Raw genomic sequence first — 21,843 nt, forward strand, 5'->3', positions numbered from 1 at the left:
GCATTTAGCTGGCTTCGGCTTTCAGTCGCGAATCAATTGGCTTCTGCGGCCGCCTCGACGTCGTGCGCGATAAGCGAGACGAGAGCATTTTGCTGACGGTGGGAGAGCTGACGAAAACGCTGCAGCAGTTCGCGTTCGTGCAGCGACAGCTCGGGGCTGTCCAGGCGCATGCTCAACTCTTCGCCCAAGGCACCTTCCTGAATGAGGCTTTGTTCCAGGCGCGCGATGATTTCGGAGTTCATGCTGCGGTGATGATTGCGAGCCACCTCGGCAATGCGTTCCCGCATTCCGTCTGGCAGACGTACGACGAACTTGTCAGCCGTACGGCTGGAATAAATTGCCTGTTTCAATGGGCGCATATATTTAACCGGTTAGTTCAGGGGAGCGGTTTCTGGAATTGGCCGCAAGATGAGTGTTAAGACAAGGCTCACGACCAAAGTTCAACCCGAATTGCAAAGAGGCCGCATCATGCCTCACATTGGCCAGTTCCTTGGCGTCAATTCTGTGACAAATATTGAACTGACTAAAGGCTTTATGCCAGCACTCATTTGCATTTTTGCGGACTGGTTGGAAAACCGGGCTACGCGTGCTTCCCTGAGGGAACTTCTCGTAAGTCCAGGCCACCACAGGGTTTGAGGCCGCACATCCTATCGCAAAGTGGCCTTTTGCCCCTGGTCTTTAAGACTAGTGGCAATTTGCCGATTAGCGAGGGCGAGGCGACATAAGGTAGCGGAAGGGGTTCAGCGCAGGATGGGGTCGAACTTGAAGCGACGACCCATGATCAGGGTCAGCAGGAACAGGCTGGCGAATACGCCGCTGGCGATAAATGCGGTGGTCTGGCCGTCTTGCGACTCAGCGCTCAAACCCAGAAGACCGGTGAATGCGGTCAGGCACATAAACAGCCAGGCAAATTTGCTCATCACCAAGTTCCTCAGAAAACCCAGCGTTCGGATGCAGCCGCTTGCTGAGTGCCTTGGGCCACACGTACCGGCAGCTGTGCGTTTGGCGTCATCACCGCCAGTTGCGGACGCTGCTGCAAGTGGTGTGGCACCGCCTGGCTGAGCTGCGCAGGATCGTTATTGCCGGACGATTGAAAGTGAAAGGTTACCAATGCAGCCAGGGCTACGGTGTTGAGGGCTAACAGAAAGGCACTGTTCATGGTCATGTTCTCCGCTTAACGTCGTGGCTGGTTGGATTTGTAGGAGAAGTATTGCAGTTGTCGTGCCAAGGTAATAAATCAATAAAATCAATGTCTTAAGGTCGCTCTAAAGGGCCGGAAGGTTGCAATTTGCAATGATGGCATCGTGCAGGAGTGCATTTTGCACGACGCCCCCCAGGAGCCCGTTTTTACGGGGCCAAACCATGCTCGCCCGTCCCGGGAACGGCCTACACTGAAAAAGCCTAAGGACGACATGACAAAACCCACCTTGGCCGTTAACATGCACGCCGTCCGTCGCCGCGCACTTGGCGCCACGGCTGTCACTTGTCCCAGTAGCTCAATTGGATAGAGCATCCCCCTCCTAAGGGGAAGGTTGGCCGTTCGAACCGGCCCTGGGACACCAGATTAAAAAGCCCTGCCCAGACCTTCTGGCAGGGCTTTTTTGTGCGCGCTTTTCACACTCGGGTCGAACCTTGCCGGTGTTCAGGGTTCACAGCACGTGCGCGGTGTATTTATCGCAATCCATGTACCTTGCAAGCAGCCGGGCAGCGTCTGAGCTGTAGGCAAAATAATCCCCGGAACGGCGCAAACCGCCTGTCCGGAACTGACTACCCCGGACTATCATGCCGATAGCCCTGATTCTCACCGCAAGGAGCCGCTCGGAACGCCGATGCGCCAGATCTGGAAATCTTTTCGAGCCCTTTATTTCGCGTCCCTGATGATGTTGATTGGCTCCGGCCTGCTCAGCACTTACCTGGCTTTGCGCCTGGCGGCCGACAATGTCGACAGCCTGTGGGTGGGTGCGCTGATGGCCGCCAACTACTTTGGTTTGGTGCTGGGCGGCAAGATCGGGCACCGCCTGATTGCCCGGGTCGGGCATATCCGTGCCTACGCTACCTGCGCCGGCATCGTCGGTGCCGCGGTGCTGGGCCACGGCCTGGTCGACTGGCTGCCGGCCTGGATCGTGTTGCGGGTGATCGTGGGCCTGGGGATGATGTGCCAGTACATGGTCATCGAAAGCTGGCTCAATGAGCAGGCGGACGCCAAGCAGCGTGGCGTGGTATTCAGCCTGTACATGATCGCGTCCTACCTGGGGCTGGTGCTGGGGCAATTGATCCTGGTGCTGCATCCCCAGCTTGGCCTTGAGCTGTTGATGCTGGTAGCGCTGTGCTTTGCCCTGTGCCTTGTGCCGGTGGCAATGACCCGGCGCATTCACCCAGCGGCGCTGCATCCTGCGCCGATGGAGCCGCGCTTCTTTATCAAGCGCGTGCCGCAGTCGCTGAGTACGGTGCTGGGGGCCGGATTGATCGTCGGCTCATTCTACGGCCTGGCGCCGCTGTATGCGTCCCAGCAAGGGCTGACGACCGAGCAGGTCGGTTTGTTCATGGGTAGCTGCATTTTTGCCGGCCTGTTGGTGCAGTGGCCGTTGGGTTGGTTATCGGACCGGTATGACCGAGCGCTGTTGATCCGCTGCTTTGCCTTGTGCCTGGCCGTGGCGGCACTGCCCCTGGCGATCATGACCCACGTGCCGCTGGAAGTGCTTTTCGTGGCGGGCTTCCTGTGTTCGCTGGTGCAATTCTGCCTGTACCCGCTGGCCGTGGCGTTCTCCAACGACCATGTGGAAGGTGATCGCCGGGTATCGCTGACGGCCATGCTGTTGGTGACCTATGGTATCGGCGCCAGCATCGGGCCGCTGCTGGCGGGGGTGATCATGAAGCTCTTCGGCAACCAGATGCTGTACGCGTTTTTCAGCCTGTGCGCGCTGATCCTGGTGTGGCGAATCCGCCCCAAAGCCGTGACCAACCTGCATCAGGTGGAAGACGCGCCGCTGCATCACGTGGCAATGCCCGACAGCATGTCCAGTTCGCCGTTGGTGGCTGCGCTCGATCCACGGGTAGACGAGCAGGTGGTGCAGGAGCAGATGCAGGTGAGTGTGCCCGACCCGGAACCGCAAGACGATGCGCAGCCATCGACCGATGAGCCGCCCTTCGAAGGGCCGCCGGAGCCGCTGGGTCCCGAAGAGCATCCGCATGACTTGAGCAGGGCGCGCCCCTGAACGCAAAAACGGGCGGTTTCCATCAGGAACCGCCCGTTTTTTTTATCGCGATTTCAGGTTAAAAATCGTCGTCTTTGTCGAAGCGCCGCGCTTCGCGTTGCAGCTGGTAGACAAAACGTTCGACTTGGCGCTGCACCAGGCCGCTCATGTTGTGAAAGCGCACGCCGGCGAAGGTAATGTTGATCCTTTCTTCGAAGTGCAGGTAGCGCAGCTCGACCGAGGTGGTCATGCTGCCAAAGGGCAGGGCGGCCATGAACCGCTCGTAGACCTGGCCCAGCTGCAGGCGCTCAGAGATGTCCCCTTCAAAGCGCAGTTTGCAACCGGTGGCGGAAATATCCAGGAGTTTGCCGCGCACAGGTGCCTGGAGCTTCTCGCCATCGAGTTCGATGTTGACCAACTGCGCCAGCTTCAAGGCGGCGCGGAAGGCATTGCGACGCTGATGGTAGACCACCTCGTCAGGCATGCTGCCGGTGTAGACACGGTGGCCGTCTTTTTCGCTGACAGTGAGGGTGCCTTTGCTTTCCCAGGCGACACGCACGCCGTCGTGGAAACCTTCGATGCGAAAGGGTTCGCCGCTTTCGAGGTGGCGTTCACCGTCGCGGGGAATCATCTCATCCAGAATCAGCTTGTGGCCGTCACGGTCCACGTCCACCAGGTAGCTCTGGAAGCGCTGGCTGCGTTCGTGGAAGGTGATGATCAGCGGGTCGTGACTTTCTTGCAGCATCCGCAAGGTGCTGGCGATTTCCAGAGGCGTGGTGAGGACCTTGGGGGGCTGCGGGGCATCTTCCGCATTAAGGGCGTTGAACACGGTTCTTCCATCTCCAGACAAAATACGACTACACGCAAGAGCAGGCATTCTGCCAGTATGTGGCGCGGCTTGGATAGGCCGCGCTGTAAAATCCGCGTCAGGCTTGGCTGCGGGTGCTTGGCTTGACCAGGCGCGAGGTGGAACCCTGCGCGTTGTAGAGCGCTGGAGGCTCGCCGCCGTGAAGTATACGCAGCTGGTTGGCGGTCGTAGCTTGTTGAAGCTGGATCGACTGGCCGTTGAGCAGGTTGGCTTCCTGGCACTGGCTGAGCAGTTGATTGAGTTCTTTACTCTGGGCGAGCAATTGATCGCCGACCGAGGAGTGGCTGGCCAGTTGCGCCAGGCCGTCATGGTCAGCCGGCAGGCCCAGGCTGATTAGGATCTGGCTGCGTTTTTTGCCGTGCTGTTCCAGCAGGACAATCAGCGACTGCTTGCGCGCCAGAATTTCTTCCAGCAGCGGCATGTCCCGGCCGTAGAGGGCCAGGGATTCTTCCTTGAGCAGCTCGAGCAGCTGTTGCGTCGGCTCAAGATCATCAAGGATCAGTTGAAGCAGATTTTCGTCGTGATGCATGGCTGGCCTTGGGGTTTAAGCGTCCAAAAGCCCGGCGCAGGCCTTTGCCTAGCGCTCGGCTTCGAAATTGAGCAGCTTGCTGGCTACACGGTTGCTGTCGACTTTATAGCTGCCATCGGCGATTGCCTGTTTCAATTCGGCCACACGGGCTTTATTGACCACCGGTTGATCGCGCAGCGAGTCAGTGACCTTCTGCAACTGTTGAGCCTCATTGCTCAGGTGTACGGACTCCCCGCTCTGGCTGGCGCTCGCCTGTTCTGCCTTGGCGGGCAGTGGTGGTGCCTTGGCTTCTACGTTTTCCTTGCCGGTAGTACGCGCAGTGCCTGACGTCGTCGGGGTGTTATTCAAACGGCTGAAATCGATGACCATGATCAAAAAACCTCTGGGTATTTGGACGCTTGCCATGTTTTCGGCCATACCCAAACAAACTTTAGGCGCGAATGACAATAAATCTCCACACGGGACTTCTCGTGCACAGTGTAGGAAATGCCGGCGTCCTGTACCAGTGATCTATAAAGCGACCTCCACTTGCCCTGGGGCTGTAACCCGCGCCTTGATCACGCGGTTTGAGTTGAGGTTCTTGACCCGGATCTGCTCGCTCATGCCACCGTTGGCCAGCGCTTCCCCAGGCATTTTTACGTTTAACCCGCCACTGCTGGCGGAAATCACCACCTGGTCACCTTTGCGAATCACTTCGGCCTGCTCAAGATGTACCAAGGTAATCACCTGGTCGGTGACCACTGGTCGGGTCAGTTTCTGTCCGACGGCCTGATCGATAGAGGTCAGGTAGCCCTGGCTGATCATGCTGATGTCCCGCTCGCGCAACACGACGTCCTCAAAACCGATGATGCCGGTGCGCTTGAGCGGGCGGGCAACCACCACAACATCGCGGAACAGCTTGACCTGGGCGGGCACAAACACGGTCCAGGGCGAGGCGCCTTCGCAGCGCACCTTGACCGTCACGCGGCCGATGGGCTGGGCCGGACTTTCCAGGGTGGCTGTCAATTCCTTGTCGCACATTGGCATGCGCAGGCGCGGGTCCAACTGGTTGACCTGGATTTCATAACGCCCCGGTGTCTGTGTGGTCGCCAGATAATCTTCTACAGTGAACTCAAGAAAGCCCTGAGTGACGCCGATAAGTACATCAGGCAGTGTGACGTTATCAGCGCGGGCCGTGGCGCCCAGGCCCAAGGCAAGCAGCGCCAGCGGTACGCAGAGGCATCTGCAAAACCGTGTCAGGGTGGGGCGTCGGGAAACCGTCGTTTTAATATCCATGATCTAGTAAATAGCAAAGCTCGTGCCGTTTCGTGTTGGGTGCGCGTCGCACCCCCAAAGGTTTTAGCGTAGGAGTCTGGGCATGGCAGGAGTAATGGATTCAGTAAACCAGCGCACACAGCTGGTAGGGCAGAATCGCCTCGAGTTGTTGCTTTTTCGCCTGGATGGCAAGCAGCTATATGGCATTAACGTGTTCAAGGTGCGGGAAGTGTTGCAATGCCCCAAGCTGACGATCATGCCCAAGTCCAGTCCGGTGGTGTGTGGCGTTGCCAATATCCGTGGCGCCACCATCCCGATTCTTGACCTGGCCCTGGCCACCGGTTCGGCGGGTTTGCAGGACCGCGAGAACCCGTTCGTGATCATTACCGAGTACAACACCAAGACCCAGGGTTTCCTGGTGCGCTCGGTGGAACGCATCGTCAACATGAACTGGGAAGAGATCCATCCGCCACCCAAGGGCACTGGCCGCGATCACTACCTCACGGCAGTGACGCGGGTTGATAACCAGTTGGTGGAAATCATCGACGTCGAGAAAATTCTTGCCGAAGTGGCGCCGACGTCCGAAACGATCTCGGTCGGTGTGGTCGATGCCGACACGGCGCACAAGGCAATCTCCCTGCGCGTACTGACGGTGGACGACTCCTCGGTGGCGCGTAAGCAGGTGACGCGTTGCCTGCAAACGGTCGGCGTGGAGGTGGTGGCCCTCAATGATGGCCGTCAGGCGCTGGATTACCTGCGCAAATTGGTCGATGAAGGCAAGAAGCCAGAAGAAGAATTCTTGATGATGATCTCCGACATCGAGATGCCGGAAATGGACGGCTACACCCTCACGGCCGAGATACGCAGCGACCCGCGCATGCAAAAATTGCATATCATCCTGCATACTTCATTGTCGGGTGTATTCAACCAGGCGATGGTCAAGAAGGTCGGTGCCGATGACTTTCTGGCCAAATTCCGTCCTGATGACCTGGCATCCCGGGTCGTTGAGCGGATCAAGGCAGCAGATCACAGCTAGGGTTTTTTCCCCGGCGGTCATACGTTTTTTTAGAGGCGGTATCAGTGTCTACAGGTAATTTGGATTTTGAACAGTTCCGGGTATTCCTGGAAAAAGCCTGTGGCATATTGCTCGGTGAAAACAAGCAATACCTGGTTTCCAGCCGTCTCAATAAACTGATGGAGCAGCAGGGCATCAAGTCCCTCAGCGAATTGGTTCAGCGGATCCAGGGCCAGCCACGCAGTGGTCTCAAGGAAATGGTGGTCGATGCCATGACCACCAACGAAACCTTGTGGTTTCGCGACACCTACCCCTTTGAGGTGCTCAAAAGCAAAGTGCTGCCGGAAGCCATCAAGGCCAGCCCGGGCCAGCGCCTGCGCATCTGGTCGGCCGCGTGTTCCTCGGGGCAGGAGCCGTACTCGATTTCCATGTCAATCGACGAGTTCGAGCGAACCAACATGGGCCAGTTGAAGGCCGGGGCGCAAATCGTCGCCACCGACCTGTCCGGCACCATGCTCACCAACTGCAAGACCGGTGAGTACGACAGCCTGGCCTTGGGCCGCGGTTTATCCCAGGAGCGCCTGCAGCGTTACTTCGACCCGAAAGGGGCGGGGCGCTGGGCGATCAAGGCGCCGATCAAGAGCCGTGTGGAGTTTCGCTCCTTCAACCTGCTCGACAGCTACGCCAGCCTGGGCAAGTTCGACATGGTGTTCTGCCGCAACGTGCTGATCTACTTCTCGGCCGAGGTGAAGAAAGACATCCTGCTGCGCATCCACGGCACGCTCAAGCGTGGCGGCTATCTGTTCCTCGGTGCTTCCGAAGCGCTGAACGGTTTGCCGGACCATTACCAGATGGTGCAGTGCAGCCCTGGGATCATTTACCAGGCCAAGTAATTCGCAGGTCAAAAAAGTGGGAGCCAGGCTTTGTGTGGGAGCCAGCTCCCACTTTTTTTTGCGGCAATCCTTCCAATAGCGGCAACACCCCATTGCCGCTTTACTGGCGCCACGCGGAAACCCCTTGCCGCTTTTCTGGCATCGCCGCCGGCAACCTGCCCGCAAAGCCCCGGAATACGGGCTTTTTCAGAATTGGCATGCACCTTGCTATAACCCTGTTAACGAACAGCAGGTCAGCCTAAAGGTTTCCGCCATGAGCATCAGCTTCGATAAAGCGCTCGGTATCCACGAACAAGCCCTGGGCTTCCGCGCCCAGCGCGCTGAAGTCCTGGCCAACAACATTGCCAACGCCGACACCCCGAACTACAAGGCTCGGGACCTGGACTTCTCCGCCGTGCTCGCCGCACAGCAGGACAAGACCAAGAACGGCACCTTCGCCTTGAACATGACCAACAACCGTCATATCGAAGCGCAAGGCCTGAGCAGTGGTGACGAGTCGCTGCTGTATCGCACGCCGATGCAGCCGTCGATCGACCAGAACACCGTCGACGCCCAGCTGGAGCAATCGGCCTACGCCGAGAACTCGGTGAACTTCCAGGCCAGCTTTACCCTGCTCAACAGCAAATTCAAAGGGCTGATGTCAGCCCTGCGTGGAGAATAAGCCATGTCCCTGTCCAGTGTTTTCAATATTGCCGGCAGTGGCATGAGCGCGCAGACCACGCGCTTGAACACCGTCGCCAGTAACATCGCCAACGCCGAGACCGTGTCTTCGAGCATTGACCAGACCTACCGCGCCCGTCACCCGGTGTTTGCCACCATGTTCCAGGGCGGCCAGAACGGCGGCAGCGATTCGCTGTTCCAGGACCAGGGCGCCGCAGGCTCCGGCGTGCAGGTACTCGGCGTGGTTGAAGACCAGAGTAACCTCGAAGCCCGCTACGAACCCAACCATCCCGCCGCGAACGAAAAGGGTTACGTCTACTACCCCAACGTCAACGTGGTCGAGGAAATGGCCGACATGATTTCCGCCAGCCGCTCGTTCCAGACCAACGCGGAAATGATGAACACCGCCAAAACCATGATGCAGAAGGTCCTGACCCTGGGTCAGTGATAAGGGGCGCCAAATAATGGCCATCGTTGATACTTCAAACAATACGGCAGTCCAGGACCTTTTCAACAACAAGGTCAAGACTGCCACGAATAACAGCGGCGTCGGCGACGCCACCAAGACGGCGACGGGCAGCCAGTCGCTGGGCAAGGACGCGTTCCTGCAACTGCTCGTGACCCAGCTGAAAAACCAGAACCCGCTGTCGCCACAGGACAACGGCGCGTTCGTGGCCCAGCTGGCGCAGTTCAGCAGCCTGGAAGGCATCAACACCCTGAACGACTCGGTGAATAACATCTCGAGCAACTTCAGTTCTTCGCAAGCGCTGCAGGCGTCGTCGCTGGTAGGACGTTCGATCATCACCCAGACCGACAAGGCGCTGGTCGATACCAGCAAGAGCATGACCGGCTCGGTGGCCGTCACGGCGGCCACGGGCAACGTGTCCATCAAGATCACCGACAAAGACGGCAATGTGGTGCGCACTATCGATACGGGCGCCCAGAGCGCGGGCACTTCCGACTTTATCTGGGACGGCAAGAACGAAAAGGGCGAGGTCGCTCCCGCGGGCACCTACACCTTCACGGCCACCACCAAGAACGACAAGGGCGACGCCGTTGCCCTGGCCACTTCGCTGCCGGCGACGGTAACGAGCGTGACCCTGAGCAAGACCGGCGGCGAAATGCTGTTGAACCTTGCAGGCGGCATGGGCAGCGTCAAGCTGTCGCAAATTCAGACTATCGGTACATAGAGCCGGCTAACTACGGCAGAGGGAGAGAAACATGTCTTTTAACATCGGCCTTAGCGGCCTCTATGCGGCCAACAAACAACTGGACGTGACCGGCAACAACATTGCCAACGTCGCGACCACTGGCTTCAAGTCGTCCCGCGCGGAATTCGCCGACATCTACGCCGCGTCCAAGTTGGGTACCGGCCAGAACAGCATCGGCAACGGTGTGAACCTGGCGGCCGTGTCCCAGCAGTTCACCCAGGGTGACGTCAATGGCAGCGGCGGCGTGCTGGACATGGCGATCCAGGGCGGCGGCTTCTTCGTACAGAAGGGCAGCGACGGTTCGCTGGAATACACCCGCAGCGGCGCTTTCCGTGCCGACAAGGACGGCTACATCACCAACAACACCGGGACCTCGCGCCTGCAAGGCTACGCGGCGGATGAGAACGGCAAGGTCACCAAGGGCGGCCTCGTCGACCTGCAGCTGAATCTGTCGAACCTGCCGCCGAAGGCGTCCAGCAAGGTGGATTCCACCAGCAACCTGAACTCTTCGGAACCGGCGATCAACCAGACCACCAAGCCGTTCGATCCGTCCGACACCAGCACCTTTACCACGCAATACAGCACCACCTTGTACGATACCCAGGGCAACGCGCACTCGATGGTCCAGTACATGGTGAAGACCGATTCCAACAAGTGGATGTCCTACACCACGATCGACGGGCGCAACCCGGATGGATCGACGCTGGCCGCCACGCCGCCTGTAGGAAAGCTGCTGACATTTGATACCGCAGGCACGCTTTCGACGATCACAACGCCGCCGGCTACCGTCTCCAACACCACCCTGACCATCGCTGACTGGAAGCCGGGTGCCATGGTCAATGGGGTTTGGGCAGATAACGGCGCTGCCGCCAACCCAGGTGGTATTGCCGTCAACATGTCCAATATCACCCAGTACAATTCGGCCAGCTACCGCAACCCACCGGTCACCGATGGCTACGCCACCGGCCAGATCACCGGTTTGAAAATCGACGGCAGCGGCGTACTGTTCGCAACGTTCAGCAACCAGCAGAGCAAGGCCATCGGCCAGATCTCCCTGGCCAGCTTCAACAACGAGCAAGGCCTGCAGCCATCGGGCGGCACCGCCTGGAGAGAGACCTTCGCCTCGGGCCAGCCGGGTTACGACACCCCGCAAGCCGGTACCCTCGGCTCGATCGTGGCCAACTCCCTGGAGAACTCCAACGTCAACCTGACCAACGAGCTGGTGGACCTGATCAAGGCCCAGAGCAACTACCAGGCGAACGCCAAGACCATCTCCACCCAGAGCACCATCATGCAGACCATCATTCAGATGACCTGATAACGACGCTGATGCTTCAGCGCTGTCTTGAAAGGCCCCTCATCTCGAGGGGTTTTTTTTGATCTGTCGTTTCGTTCGTGATGGTTCTGTTTGGAAGAGGCATCGCGCTGGAACGCATTATTCTCCAGTCGCCACAGACGCTTCAGCGGACGTCGATCGTCCAACGATTGCGAATGAGGTGAATATGTCAGGTTATGCAGTGTGGGAAGGGCGTGCGGCAACCAGCAGCCGTTATGACGCAACGATGTATGCCGGATTGCAAGGGCGGCAAACCCTGGAGGACTCCGGCAAGGGCGACACGCGCGCCGACACTGAGTCAATCAGGCAATTGCTGGCACAGTTGCTGGACGCTGAAAAAACCTCCAAGAACCAGACCGTTCAGGATCTTCGCGACAAGCTGGATAAGAAGCGCGAAGAACTGGGCGATGAAAAATTCAAGGAGATCATGAAGGCGCTGATGGAGCAGGCAGATTCATCCTGGATGGAATTTCTGCGGCGTCTGATGAAAAGTCTGTTTCCGGAGATGGATGATGAGACGCCGACACCACCGGCGCCGCCTATGCAGCGCGGCGGTGGGGGCGGTGGGAGGCCTGTCAATCCGAGTGATTTTGGCCCCAGCCAACCGATGAACACCAAGCCATTTACCGAGGGGGCCAACCACTATAACTACAAACCTGACCTCTCTAACCCAGGGAAAAAACCAGGCACCGGTAATGAGCCCGGCAACATCTGGAGTGGTTTCAAGCAGGGAGAGGATGGTAATTGCGTCACTGTTTCGTCGATCAAGGCCGCGATGATGCGTTTTGGCCAGAAGCCGACCGATGTTTTCAAGGACGTAAAGGAATCTGGCGATGGCTATGACGTGACGATGCGCGATGGTTTCAAGTTGCATGTATCCAAGGATGAAGTGAAGCAAGCTGCCGAGAATGCGAGGTTCCAGGGAGATGATCCGGCGATGATGACCGATGCCAATTTCATGTATGCGGCCAGCGCGAAACGGGCGCAAATGGAAGGCAACGCGGGTGGCTGGGACGAGAACGACCACAATGCCCGTCGTAGTTTTACCGACGCACTGAAAAGTCTGAACGACGGTGAGCATTCGCGGGAAGGGTTGGACCGGCTGGGTCTGAAAAACCACCACATGCCAGGCTTCGAAGCCGATCTACGCAACGGTGCCGTGGGTACGTGGGAGTACGGCGGACACTCCATGGCGGTTATTACCAATCGTCTGGAGCTGTGGGGCCAGAGGGGAAATAATACGGCTCACAGCCAAGGCATCATCACCGTTCTTACCTGAATTACAGGCAAAAAAAACCGATCAACCCAGCTGTGCAGGGTTGATCGGTTTTCAAGTCGCGGGCAGCTAAGCCCGAAACCCGCTCAGCTTATTGGCAAGCTTCGCAATCCGGCTCATCGATCGCACAAGCCTTAGGCACGGGTGCCGGGCCGGCTGGAGCGGCGAGTACCGAATCATCACCGTGGTTGCCGCCGCTGGACACAGCGTTCAGCTTGCCGGTGTTGATGGTCGACTTCTCGGTGCTGGTCGCGGCCAGGGCACGGAGGTAGTAGGTGGTTTTCAGGCCACGGTACCAGGCCATGCGGTAGGTCACGTCGAGCTTCTTGCCCGAAGCGCCGGCGATGTAGAGGTTCAGCGACTGCGCCTGGTCGATCCACTTCTGACGACGGCTGGCCGCGTCAACGATCCACTTGGTGTCCACTTCGAAGGCGGTCGCGTAGAGCTCTTTGAGCTCCTGCGGGATGCGCTCGATCTGCTGCACCGAACCGTCGTAGTACTTCAGGTCGTTGATCATGACCGAGTCCCACAGGCCGCGGGCCTTGAGGTCGCGAACCAGGTACGGGTTGATCACGGTGAATTCGCCCGACAGGTTCGATTTCACATACAGGTTCTGGTAGGTCGGTTCGATCGACTGCGATACGCCGGTGATGTTGGCGATGGTCGCGGTCGGTGCGATGGCCATGATGTTGGAGTTACGAATACCTTTCTGCACGCGGGCACGTACCGGTGCCCAGTCCAGGGACTCGTTCAGGTCAACGTCGATGTACTTCTGGCCACGCTGTTCGATCAGGATCTGTTGCGAGTCCAGCGGCAGGATGCCCTTGGACCACAGCGAACCCTGGAACGTCTCGTAGGCGCCGCGCTCGTCGGCCAGGTCGCAGGAAGCCTGGATCGCGTAGTAGCTGACCGCTTCCATGGACTTGTCGGCGAACTCGACGGCCGCATCCGAACCGTAAGGAATGTGCTGCAGGTACAACGCGTCCTGGAAGCCCATGATGCCCAGGCCGACCGGACGGTGCTTGAAGTTGGAGTTCTGCGCCTGTGGCACCGAGTAGTAGTTGATGTCGATCACGTTATCGAGCATGCGTACGGCGGTGTTGACGGTACGTTCCAACTTGGCGGTATCCAACTTGCCGTTGACGATGTGGTTCGGCAGGTTGATCGAGCCCAGGTTGCAAACGGCGATCTCGTCCTTGTTGGTGTTCAAGGTGATCTCGGTGCACAGGTTCGAGCTGTGGACCACGCCCACGTGCTGCTGCGGGCTGCGCAGGTTGCACGGGTCCTTGAAGGTCAGCCATGGGTGGCCGGTTTCGAACAGCATCGAGAGCATCTTACGCCACAGGTCTTTGGCCTGGATGGTCTTGGACAGCTTGATCTTGCCAGGGTACTGGGCCAGGGCTTCGTAGTACTCGTAGCGTTCCTCGAAGGCTTTGCCGGTCAGGTCGTGCAGGTCCGGTACTTCGGACGGCGAGAACAGGGTCCACTGGCCGTCATCGAAGACGCGCTTCATGAACAGGTCGGGGATCCAGTTGGCGGTGTTCATGTCGTGGGTACGACGACGGTCATCACCGGTGTTCTTGCGCAGCTCGATGAACTCTTCAATGTCCATGTGCCAGGTTTCCAGGTAGGCACACACGGCGCCCTTGCGCTTGCCACCCTGGTTCACGGCTACGGCGGTGTCGTTCACCACTTTCAGGAACGGTACAACGCCCTGGGATTTACCATTGGTGCCCTTGATGTACGAACCCAGTGCACGCACCGGGGTCCAGTCGTTGCCCAGGCCACCGGCGAATTTGGACAACATGGCGTTGTCGTGGATCGCGTGGTAGATGCCCGACAGGTCATCCGGCACGGTGGTCAGGTAGCAGCTCGACAGCTGTGGACGCAAGGTGCCGGCGTTGAACAGGGTCGGGGTCGACGACATGTAGTCGAAGGACGACAACAGGTTGTAGAACTCGATCGCACGGTCTTCCTTGTGCTTCTCTTCAATCGCCAGGCCCATGGCCACGCGCATGAAGAACACTTGCGGCAGTTCGAAGCGGATCCCGTCCTTGTGGATGAAGTAACGGTCGTACAGGGTTTGCAGGCCCAGGTAAGTGAACTGCTGGTCACGCTCGTGGTTGATCGCCTTGCCGAGTTTTTCCAGGTCGAAGGTGGCCAGGATCGGGTTGAGCAATTCGAATTCGATACCCTTGGCGATGTAGGCAGGCAGGGCCTTGGCGTACAGGTCGGCCATCTCGTGGTGGGTGGCGCTGTCGGCCACGCCCAGGAAGCCCAGGCCTTCGGCGCGCAGGGTGTCCATCAGCAGGCGCGCGGTCACGAACGAGTAGTTCGGCTCGCGTTCAACCAGGGTACGGGCGGTCATCACCAGGGCAGTGTTGACGTCGGTGAGGGCCACGCCGTCGTACAGGTTTTTCAGGGTTTCGCGCTGGATCAGGTCGCCGTCGACTTCTTCCAGGCCTTCGCAGGCCTCGGTGATGATGGTGTTCAGGCGGCCCAGGTCCAGCGGCGCGAAGCTGCCGTCGGCCAGGGTGATGCGGATCGACGGGTGAGCCTGTACGGCAGCCTCTTCGGCCGGGGTGCGCACGGCACGCTCCTTGGCGCGTGAATCACGGTAGATCACGTAGTCGCGGGCGACTTTCTGTTCGCCGGCACGCATCAGGGCCAGTTCGACCTGGTCCTGGATTTCTTCGATGTGGATGGTGCCGCCCGAAGGCATGCGACGCTTGAAGGTGGCGGTGACTTGTTCGGTCAGGCGGGCAACGGTGTCGTGGATGCGCGACGAAGCGGCAGCGGTGCCGCCTTCAACTGCAAGGAACGCTTTGGTGATGGCGACGGTAATTTTGTCATCGGTGTAAGGAACGACAGTGCCGTTACGCTTGATCACGCGCAATTGGCCAGGTGCGGTGGCGGCCAGATCCTGGTTCGAATCAGCAGCCTGCGGCACGGAGCCTTGCGGGTTCTCGCGAGTTGTGTCGGTTTGCATGGGGGGTTGTCTCCACGTTCTATATTTGATTGCGAGTGTCAGGTTTTTCCTGCAACACCCGTACCGTTTTCCATGTCGGGATGGAGAACAGCTGCCATCCGCGTGAGCGGTTTGGTCTACTGAAAATCTGTTTGTTCAACGCTGCGCAAGCAATAAAACGCTTGAGTTTCGAGCCACTTGTGTGGTTGGGCGCTTTAGTTGAAAACCCTACATGTAGGGTCTACTTGAGCGCCGAGGTACAAGATAATGCGTTTTCGAGGGGTTAGCAACGGAGTAACCTGTGGATAACGCTGTGGGTAAAATGTGTAAGAAAGGTCAAACGGGCGTGTAGGCCGCATTGCAGCGGTATTGCACCGTTTGTCATTAAATGTTTCGAACCAAAAACAACCCGGCCATTTTCGAAGGGCGCGAACCCTATCACAAAAAAACGCGTTCACCGAATGCATTTCCCGGCTTGTGCTTGAGGGTTGGAGCATGGCTACAATCGACCCCCGTTATGCCCTCCAAACATGACAAATTAGGTGTGCGCGTGGCGAAGATCCAAATGTGGGAGCGGGCTTGCTCGCGAAGGCGTTGTGTCAATCATAGATAAGTTGACTGATCCACCGCTTTCGCGAGCAAGCCCGCTCCCACATTCGACCGCGCCAGCCAAAAAATCCAATAACAATGAGGTAGCGCATGGAGCAGGAAGCCTGGCAAATACTGATAGTCGAGGACGACCAGCGGCTGGCCGAACTGACCCGCGAATACCTGCAGAGCCATGGCCTGCGGGTCTCGGTGGAAGGCGACGGCGCGCTGGCGGCGACGCGCATCATTGCCGAGCAGCCGGACCTGGTGATTCTCGACTTGATGCTGCCCGGCGAAGACGGCTTGAGCATTTGCCGCAAAGTGCGCGAGCGCTATGACGGTGTGATCCTGATGCTCACCGCGCGCACCGACGACATGGACCAAGTGCTGGGCCTGGACATGGGCGCCGACGACTATGTGTACAAACCCGTGCGCCCGCGTTTGCTGCTGGCACGCATCCAGGCCTTGCTGCGGCGCAGCGAACCGGCGGAACCTGTGGCCGTGGAGAATCAGCGCCGTCTGCAGTTCGGCCCCTTGGTGGTGGACAACGCCCTGCGCGAGGCCTGGCTGAATACTGCAGGTATCGAACTGACCAGCGCCGAATTCGACCTGCTGTGGCTGCTGGTGGCGAATGCCGGGCGAATCCTGTCCCGCGAAGAGATCTTCATCGCCCTGCGCGGCATCGGCTATGACGGCCAGGACCGCTCCATCGACGTGCGCATCTCACGGATTCGCCCGAAAATCGGCGATGACCCGATCCACCCGCGCCTGATCAAGACCATCCGCAGCAAAGGCTACCTGTTCGTCCCCGAAGCCTGCGCCGACACGCCGTTGTGAACTCGATCTTCCTGCGTATCTACGGCGGCATGTGTGCCGCGTTGATTCTCGTGGCGCTGCTCGGCGTGCTGGCATTGCACCTGCTCAACGAAGTGCGCAGCGGCCAATACCGCGAGCGCCTGGCCCACGGCACCTTTGCCTTGATGGGCGACAACTTGCAGCCCATGAGCCCCATCGAACGCCAGCGTGCCCTGGCGGTGTGGGAGCGGTTGCTGGGAATTCCGCTGGCATTGCGCGCCCTCGCCGATACGCCGCTGGACCTGAGCCAGCGCAATCGCCTGCAACGCGGCCAGGTGCTGGTGGAGCAGACCGGCCCTCATGCGGCGCGGGTACTGCGCTGGGTCGGTGGCCAGGAGCCGCTTGTGCTCGAAGGCGAAGTGCAGCAAATCAGCGAACAGTTGGCGCGCGCGACGATCTACCTGCTCGCTGACGAACTGGTGCGCTTCCCGGTGGCCGAGCAGCCACAGCGGCTGGCGGATATAAAAGAGGCCAAGGGGTTTGGCTTCGATATGCACCTGATAAGGCTCGACCAGGCCGATATGGACGAAGACCAGCGCCGCCGTGTATCGGAGGGCGATACGGTGATGGCTCTGGGCAAGGGCGGCGATTCCATCCGTGTGTTTGCCGGCATGGTCGGTACGCCGTGGGTGCTGGAAATCGGCCCGCTGTATCAGATGAACCCTTACCCGGCACACTGGCTGATCCTGATTGCCTTGATCGGGTTGACCCTGATCGGGTTGATCGTCTATCTGTTGGTGCGTCAGTTGGAGCGCCGCTTGAAGGGCCTGGAAGCCGCCGCCACCCGCATCGCCCAGGGCAATCTGGAGGTCCGCGTACCGGCTCGCGGCGCCGACTCGGTAGGGCGCCTGGCCGCAGCGTTCAACGGCATGGCCGAGCACCTGCAGCAGTTGCTGGCGATCCAGCGCGAACTGGTGCGCGCGGTGTCCCACGAACTGCGCACTCCGGTGGCGCGCCTGCGTTTCGGCCTGGAGATGGTCGGCGATGCCACCACCGCCGAGGCGCGGCGTAAATACCTGGACGGCATGGACAGCGATATCCAGGACCTCGATGGCCTGGTTGACGAAATGCTCACTTACGCACGCCTGGAACAAGGCTCGCCGGCACTGAATTTCCAGCGGGTCGACCTCAATGCGCTGCTTGATCAGGTGATCGGCGAATTATCGCCATTGCGTGCGCAGATAGAGGTGGCACGAGGTATCTGCCTGTCTTCGGCGCATTGGGACGACGCCTGGGTCGACGCCGAACCGCGTTACCTGCACCGTGCCCTGCAGAATCTGGTGAGCAATGCCATGCGTCACGCCCAGGGTCGGGTCCTGATCAGTTATCAGGTGGGCCAGGTGCGTTGCCGCATCGATGTGGAAGACGACGGCCCGGGCGTGCCGCAAAGCGCTTGGGAGCGCATCTTCACGCCGTTCCTGCGCCTGGACGACAGCCGCACCCGCGCCTCGGGTGGGCATGGCCTGGGGTTGTCGATCGTGCGGCGGATCATCTACTGGCACGGCGGGCGGGCGCTGATCGGCAAGAGCAATAATCTGGGTGGGGCGTGCTTCAGCCTGAGCTGGCCCAGGGAGCAGGGAAAACCCTGACATCGCCATCGCGGGCAAGCCCGACTCCCATAGGTTAAAGTGCATTCCAAGGTGGGAGCTGGCTTGCCTGCGATAGCGATCTATCAGGCGCCGACAGCCACCAGGCTCAACAACTGCCCCCCATCCACCGCAAACTGCCCCACCAGTTCCTTGCCATGGCACCATTCGCTGGACAGGTCCGTCAGCAACCGCAGCCTTATATACCCGGCCCCTGACCACTCCAACACCTCGGCATGCTCAAAGTAAAAGCGCTTGCCCACGATCGGATACAGCGCCTTGAACAGGCTCTCCTTGGTCGAAAACGTCAATGTCACCACCAAGGCGATCTGTTCGCGGTCCAGCGCACCCATGCGCTGCAATTCATCCGCGGTCAGAATTTCCCCGGCCAAGCGCTCGGCCCGCTCCGGTGACAGCAGATTCTCCAGGTCCATCCCCAGCCCGCGCCATTGCGCCTTGCGCCCGACAATCGCCGCGGCATGCCCGGTACTGTGGGTGATCGAACCACTGATAGGGACAGGCCACACCGGCGCGCGGTCTTTGCCGATGGCGGGGATGCAGTCGAGGTAATCGAGCTGTTGCAGCGCAGCGCGCGCGCAGAGCCGGCCGGCCAGAAACTCGGCCTGGCGCTTGGCCACCGAGCGCTGGATGCTGGCCGGCGGCGGCACGGCACTGCGCTGGAAATCGCCCGCCGCTAACAGGGCCGGGTCAAAACGCGTGCTGAAAAACACCGTGCCGGGCAAGGGTTCGGGCAGCGGCCAGTGGGTGTCAAGCGGGGTGCAGCAAGCAGGTAGGGGATTCATGGGCGGTATTTTGCACAGTTGCGTTTGCCGCGCATAGCCTGCAGCGGTTCGGCGCTTGTTCAGGGGCAGTTCAGCGGCGTTTGCGTAGGCTGAGCGCAACAGCCAAAACGCGTATGAGGTAACACACCATGACTGCGATCAAAAAGCTGATACTGGCCTTGACCCTGCTCAGTGCCACCGCCGGAGCCCAGGCCGCTGAAGGTGGGTTCGCCGAGTTCGGCAGGGAAAAAACCAGGAAAACCAGCAGCCTGATCCAGCGTGTGAGCTTTGAAAACGTTGGCAGCCAAGCGACGCCCTGGGGCCAGTCCCTGGGCCTGGCAACCGCGCAGCCGGGTTACCGCGCCGGCTATGAACACCTGAGCGGCCAGTTCAATGGCATTAAACTGCGCCCGCAAGACCTGCAGGGCCGCTATGATATCCCTCTGTCGGACAGTTGATTTGCCTTGGAGAGCCTTATGAAATTGCTGGTGGTGGAAGATGAGGCGCTGTTGCGTCATCACCTGTTTACCCGCCTGACCGACAGCGGCCATGTGGTCGAAGCCGTGGCCAATGCCGAAGAGGCGCTGTACCAGACCGGCCAGTTCAACCACGACCTGGCGATCATCGACCTGGGCCTGCCCGGCATGGGCGGCCTTGACCTGATCCGCCAGCTGCGCACCCTGGCCAAGACCTTCCCGATCCTGATCCTCACGGCTCGTGGCAACTGGCAGGATAAGGTCGAAGGCCTGGCCGCCGGCGCCGACGACTACGTGGTCAAGCCGTTCCAGTTCGAAGAGCTGGAGGCGCGAATGAACGCCTTGCTGCGCCGCTCCAGTGGCTTTACCCAGTCGACCATCGTCGCTGGGCCCTTATTGCTGGACCTCAACCGCAAGCAGGCGTCCCTCGACGAACAACCGCTGGCGTTGACGGCCTATGAATACCGCATCCTTGAATACCTGATGCGCCATCACCAGCAGGTGGTCCCCAAGGACCGCTTGATGGAACAGCTCTACCCCGATGACGACGAGCGCGATCCGAATGTCATCGAAGTGTTGGTCGGGCGCCTGCGCCGCAAGCTGGAAGGCCCGGCCGGGTTCAAGCCGATCGACACCGTGCGTGGCCTGGGCTATCTGTTCAATGAGCGCTGCCGTTGATTCGCTCGCTACGCGTGCGCTTGATGCTGGCGGCCGCCACCCTGGCCGTGCTGTTCATGCTGGGCTTGTTGCCCGCCATGCAGGGGGCTTTCAGCCTGGCGTTGCAGGATTCCATCGAGCAGCGCCTGGCGTCGGACGTCACCACGCTGATTTCCGCCGCACGGGTGGAGAACAACCACCTGCAAATGCCCGCGCAGCTACCGGACGAACGCTTCAACCTCACCGACAGCCGGCTGCTCGGCTACATCTATGACCGCGAAGGCCACCTGGTCTGGCGCTCGCGGGCGACCAAGGAAGAAAACATCAACTACAAGCCGCGCTACGACGGGCGCGGCAATGAGTTTGCACGGATTCGCGAGGCCGATGGCCAGGAATTCTTCGTGTATGACGTCGAGGTCAGGCTGCTGGGCGGCAAGAGTGCCGCGTTCAGCATCGTGGCCCTGCAACCGGTGCGCGAATACCAGTTGACCCTCGAAGGCCTGCGCGAAAACCTTTACCTGGGCTTCGGCGCGGCGCTGCTCGTGTTGCTGACCCTGCTCTGGCTGGGCTTGACCTGGGGCCTGCAAGCCCTGCGCCGGCTGAGCCAGGAACTCGACCAGATCGAAGGCGGTACCCGCGAGAGTCTTTCCGAACAACACCCGCGCGAACTGCTGCGCCTCACCGGCTCCCTCAACCGTTTGCTGTACAGCGAGCGCGAACAACGTGCGCGTTACCGTGACTCTCTCGACGACCTGGCCCACAGCCTGAAAACCCCGCTGGCGGTGCTGCAGGGCGTGAGCGAAGACATGGCCCAGCGCCCCGAAGACCGCGAGCAGGCTTGGGTGCTGCAGTCACAGATCGAGCGCATGAGCCAGCAGATCAGCTACCAGTTGCAACGCGCCAGCCTGCGCAAAAGCGGCCTGGTGCGCCACCAGGTGCGCCTGGCCCCGGTGCTGCAAAGCCTGTGCGACACGCTGGACAAGGTCTACCGCGACAAGCGCGTTACGGTGTCCTACGAGCTGCCGGAAGACTGCGACGTGCCCATCGAGAAGGGCGCCTTGCTCGAATTGCTCGGCAACCTGCTGGAAAACGCCTATCGCCTGTGCTTGAGCCAAGTGCGTATCAGCCTGGTGCAGAGCGAGGAAGGCAGTGAGCTGTGTATAGAAGATGATGGGCCGGGTGTACCGCCGGACCAGCGTGCGCGGATCCTGCAGCGGGGCGAACGGCTGGACCGCCAGCATCCGGGGCAGGGGATCGGGCTGGCGGTGGTCAAGGACATCATTGAAAGCTACGGCGCGCGGCTGACTTTGGTCGATTCACCGTTGGGCGGGGCGGCGTTCAAGATTCATTTTCCGGCCTTGTGATCTCCATTGGCGGTGCAGGCCTCTTCGCGAGCAAGCCCGCTCCCACATTTGACCGGGTTCCCACACTTAAAATGGTGAATACATTCCAAATGTGGGAACGGGCTTGTTCGCGAAAGCGCCAGTAGAGGCAGCACACCTCCCCGATAGAATCACAAGGCGGATATCCGCCAAATTGTAGGATGGGATCGGACAGTCCGGCGGAAAACCGCCACTTGAATCGGCGCTGGTGAGGGGGCATGAACGGTCGAAGCCCTGATGTCCAAAGGCCTCCAACCTTTTTCAGCAAAGTGGCACGGCGTTTGCGATAAGGACTACAGCGCAGGCCTGGCCC

At 59.8% G+C, this 21,843-nt stretch carries 22 protein-coding genes and 1 tRNA gene; 14 read left to right on the forward strand and 9 right to left on the reverse strand.

Going from position 1 to position 21,843, the window contains the following annotated elements; genetic code table 11:
* Nucleotides 1-32: 32 nt before the first annotated feature.
* The 3 genes from ACLH0H_RS15795 to ACLH0H_RS15805 all read right to left on the reverse strand — a co-directional run bounded on the left by ACLH0H_RS15795 (nt 33) and on the right by ACLH0H_RS15805 (nt 1,159).
* The gene (locus ACLH0H_RS15795) at nt 33-359 is read right to left on the reverse strand and encodes an Arc family DNA-binding protein (protein ID WP_003193592.1); all 327 of its coding nucleotides are present in this window, start codon (nt 357-359) and stop codon (nt 33-35) included.
* Nucleotides 360-740: 381 nt separating this feature from the next.
* Nucleotides 741-920 (reverse strand): PA3371 family protein, encoded by a 180-nt coding sequence (locus ACLH0H_RS15800; protein ID WP_411378713.1) that lies wholly within the window; start codon nt 918-920, stop codon nt 741-743.
* Between the two features lie 11 nt (nt 921-931).
* Entirely contained in the window at nt 932-1,159 is a 228-nt protein-coding gene (locus tag ACLH0H_RS15805) for a hypothetical protein (protein WP_411378714.1), read from the reverse strand.
* A 326-nt stretch (nt 1,160-1,485) separates the two neighbouring features.
* On the opposite strand from ACLH0H_RS15805, the gene ACLH0H_RS15810 reads away from it, so the two are divergent.
* A tRNA-Arg gene (locus ACLH0H_RS15810) sits at nt 1,486-1,562 on the forward strand.
* 267 nt (nt 1,563-1,829) lie between these two features.
* Nucleotides 1,830-3,215, forward strand: coding sequence for an MFS transporter (locus ACLH0H_RS15815; protein ID WP_076949610.1), 1,386 nt, complete (start codon nt 1,830-1,832; stop codon nt 3,213-3,215).
* Between the two features lie 58 nt (nt 3,216-3,273).
* On the opposite strand, the gene ACLH0H_RS15820 is transcribed toward ACLH0H_RS15815, so the two are convergent.
* The 4 genes from ACLH0H_RS15820 to flgA all read right to left on the reverse strand — a co-directional run bounded on the left by ACLH0H_RS15820 (nt 3,274) and on the right by flgA (nt 5,866).
* Complete coding sequence (locus ACLH0H_RS15820; protein WP_411378715.1) at nt 3,274-4,023, reverse strand: flagellar brake protein; 750 nt, start codon at nt 4,021-4,023, stop codon at nt 3,274-3,276.
* Between the two features lie 97 nt (nt 4,024-4,120).
* On the reverse strand, nt 4,121-4,591 hold the full coding sequence (locus ACLH0H_RS15825) for a flagella synthesis protein FlgN (RefSeq protein WP_076949608.1): 471 nt from the start codon (nt 4,589-4,591) through the stop codon (nt 4,121-4,123).
* A 48-nt stretch (nt 4,592-4,639) separates the two neighbouring features.
* The gene (gene flgM, locus ACLH0H_RS15830; protein WP_076949987.1) at nt 4,640-4,960 is read right to left on the reverse strand and encodes a flagellar biosynthesis anti-sigma factor FlgM; all 321 of its coding nucleotides are present in this window, start codon (nt 4,958-4,960) and stop codon (nt 4,640-4,642) included.
* Between the two features lie 141 nt (nt 4,961-5,101).
* Nucleotides 5,102-5,866 carry a flagellar basal body P-ring formation chaperone FlgA gene (gene flgA / locus ACLH0H_RS15835; RefSeq protein ID WP_411378716.1) on the reverse strand — a complete coding sequence of 255 codons (765 nt, stop codon included), beginning with the start codon at nt 5,864-5,866 and terminating at the stop codon, nt 5,102-5,104.
* Between the two features lie 82 nt (nt 5,867-5,948).
* Between flgA and ACLH0H_RS15840 the strand changes: the two genes are divergently transcribed.
* The 7 genes from ACLH0H_RS15840 (at nt 5,949) to ACLH0H_RS15870 (ending at nt 12,239) form a co-directional block, all read left to right on the forward strand.
* Nucleotides 5,949-6,881: a chemotaxis protein CheV gene (locus ACLH0H_RS15840; RefSeq protein ID WP_411378717.1), complete on the forward strand. Its 933-nt coding sequence runs from the start codon at nt 5,949-5,951 to the stop codon at nt 6,879-6,881.
* 44 nt (nt 6,882-6,925) lie between these two features.
* Nucleotides 6,926-7,753: a protein-glutamate O-methyltransferase CheR gene (cheR, locus tag ACLH0H_RS15845; RefSeq protein WP_076949605.1), complete on the forward strand. Its 828-nt coding sequence runs from the start codon at nt 6,926-6,928 to the stop codon at nt 7,751-7,753.
* Between the two features lie 253 nt (nt 7,754-8,006).
* Nucleotides 8,007-8,414 carry a flagellar basal body rod protein FlgB gene (flgB, locus tag ACLH0H_RS15850; protein WP_017529461.1) on the forward strand — a complete coding sequence of 136 codons (408 nt, stop codon included), beginning with the start codon at nt 8,007-8,009 and terminating at the stop codon, nt 8,412-8,414.
* Nucleotides 8,415-8,417: 3 nt separating this feature from the next.
* Entirely contained in the window at nt 8,418-8,861 is a 444-nt protein-coding gene (gene flgC / locus ACLH0H_RS15855) for a flagellar basal body rod protein FlgC (RefSeq protein WP_076949604.1), read from the forward strand.
* Nucleotides 8,862-8,877: 16 nt separating this feature from the next.
* Nucleotides 8,878-9,603, forward strand: coding sequence for a flagellar hook assembly protein FlgD (flgD, locus tag ACLH0H_RS15860; RefSeq protein WP_411378718.1), 726 nt, complete (start codon nt 8,878-8,880; stop codon nt 9,601-9,603).
* Between the two features lie 31 nt (nt 9,604-9,634).
* The gene (gene flgE, locus ACLH0H_RS15865; protein WP_411378719.1) at nt 9,635-10,942 is read left to right on the forward strand and encodes a flagellar hook protein FlgE; all 1,308 of its coding nucleotides are present in this window, start codon (nt 9,635-9,637) and stop codon (nt 10,940-10,942) included.
* Nucleotides 10,943-11,126: 184 nt separating this feature from the next.
* On the forward strand, nt 11,127-12,239 hold the full coding sequence (locus tag ACLH0H_RS15870; RefSeq protein ID WP_411378720.1) for a hypothetical protein: 1,113 nt from the start codon (nt 11,127-11,129) through the stop codon (nt 12,237-12,239).
* Between the two features lie 88 nt (nt 12,240-12,327).
* Here the strand turns inward: ACLH0H_RS15870 and ACLH0H_RS15875 are convergent, their stop codons facing one another.
* On the reverse strand, nt 12,328-15,225 hold the full coding sequence (locus ACLH0H_RS15875) for a ribonucleoside-diphosphate reductase subunit alpha (RefSeq protein ID WP_076949600.1): 2,898 nt from the start codon (nt 15,223-15,225) through the stop codon (nt 12,328-12,330).
* Between the two features lie 678 nt (nt 15,226-15,903).
* On the opposite strand from ACLH0H_RS15875, the gene ACLH0H_RS15880 reads away from it, so the two are divergent.
* The gene (locus ACLH0H_RS15880) at nt 15,904-16,629 is read left to right on the forward strand and encodes a response regulator (protein WP_411378721.1); all 726 of its coding nucleotides are present in this window, start codon (nt 15,904-15,906) and stop codon (nt 16,627-16,629) included.
* Nucleotides 16,626-18,236, forward strand: coding sequence for an ATP-binding protein (locus tag ACLH0H_RS15885; protein WP_411378722.1), 1,611 nt, complete (start codon nt 16,626-16,628; stop codon nt 18,234-18,236). Before ACLH0H_RS15880 ends, ACLH0H_RS15885 begins: the two co-directional genes overlap by 4 nt.
* 83 nt (nt 18,237-18,319) lie before the next feature.
* Here ACLH0H_RS15885 and ACLH0H_RS15890 read toward each other — a convergent pair whose 3' ends face one another.
* Nucleotides 18,320-19,036, reverse strand: coding sequence for a 4'-phosphopantetheinyl transferase family protein (locus ACLH0H_RS15890; RefSeq protein ID WP_411378723.1), 717 nt, complete (start codon nt 19,034-19,036; stop codon nt 18,320-18,322).
* Nucleotides 19,037-19,164: 128 nt separating this feature from the next.
* Here ACLH0H_RS15890 and ACLH0H_RS15895 point away from each other — a divergent pair, with 128 nt between their 5' ends.
* The 3 genes from ACLH0H_RS15895 to ACLH0H_RS15905 are packed head-to-tail and all read left to right on the forward strand — an operon-like array spanning nt 19,165 to nt 21,512.
* On the forward strand, nt 19,165-19,473 hold the full coding sequence (locus tag ACLH0H_RS15895; RefSeq protein WP_411378724.1) for a hypothetical protein: 309 nt from the start codon (nt 19,165-19,167) through the stop codon (nt 19,471-19,473).
* Nucleotides 19,474-19,491: 18 nt separating this feature from the next.
* Entirely contained in the window at nt 19,492-20,169 is a 678-nt protein-coding gene (locus tag ACLH0H_RS15900) for a response regulator (RefSeq protein ID WP_411378725.1), read from the forward strand.
* A complete protein-coding gene (locus ACLH0H_RS15905; RefSeq protein WP_411378726.1) occupies nt 20,166-21,512 on the forward strand; it encodes an ATP-binding protein in 1,347 nt (448 codons plus the stop codon). Before ACLH0H_RS15900 ends, ACLH0H_RS15905 begins: the two co-directional genes overlap by 4 nt.
* Nucleotides 21,513-21,843: the final 331 nt, after the last annotated feature.

Source organism: Pseudomonas sp. MPB26, from assembly GCF_046605355.1.
Taxonomy (GTDB): Bacteria; Pseudomonadota; Gammaproteobacteria; order Pseudomonadales; family Pseudomonadaceae; genus Aquipseudomonas; species Aquipseudomonas cedrina.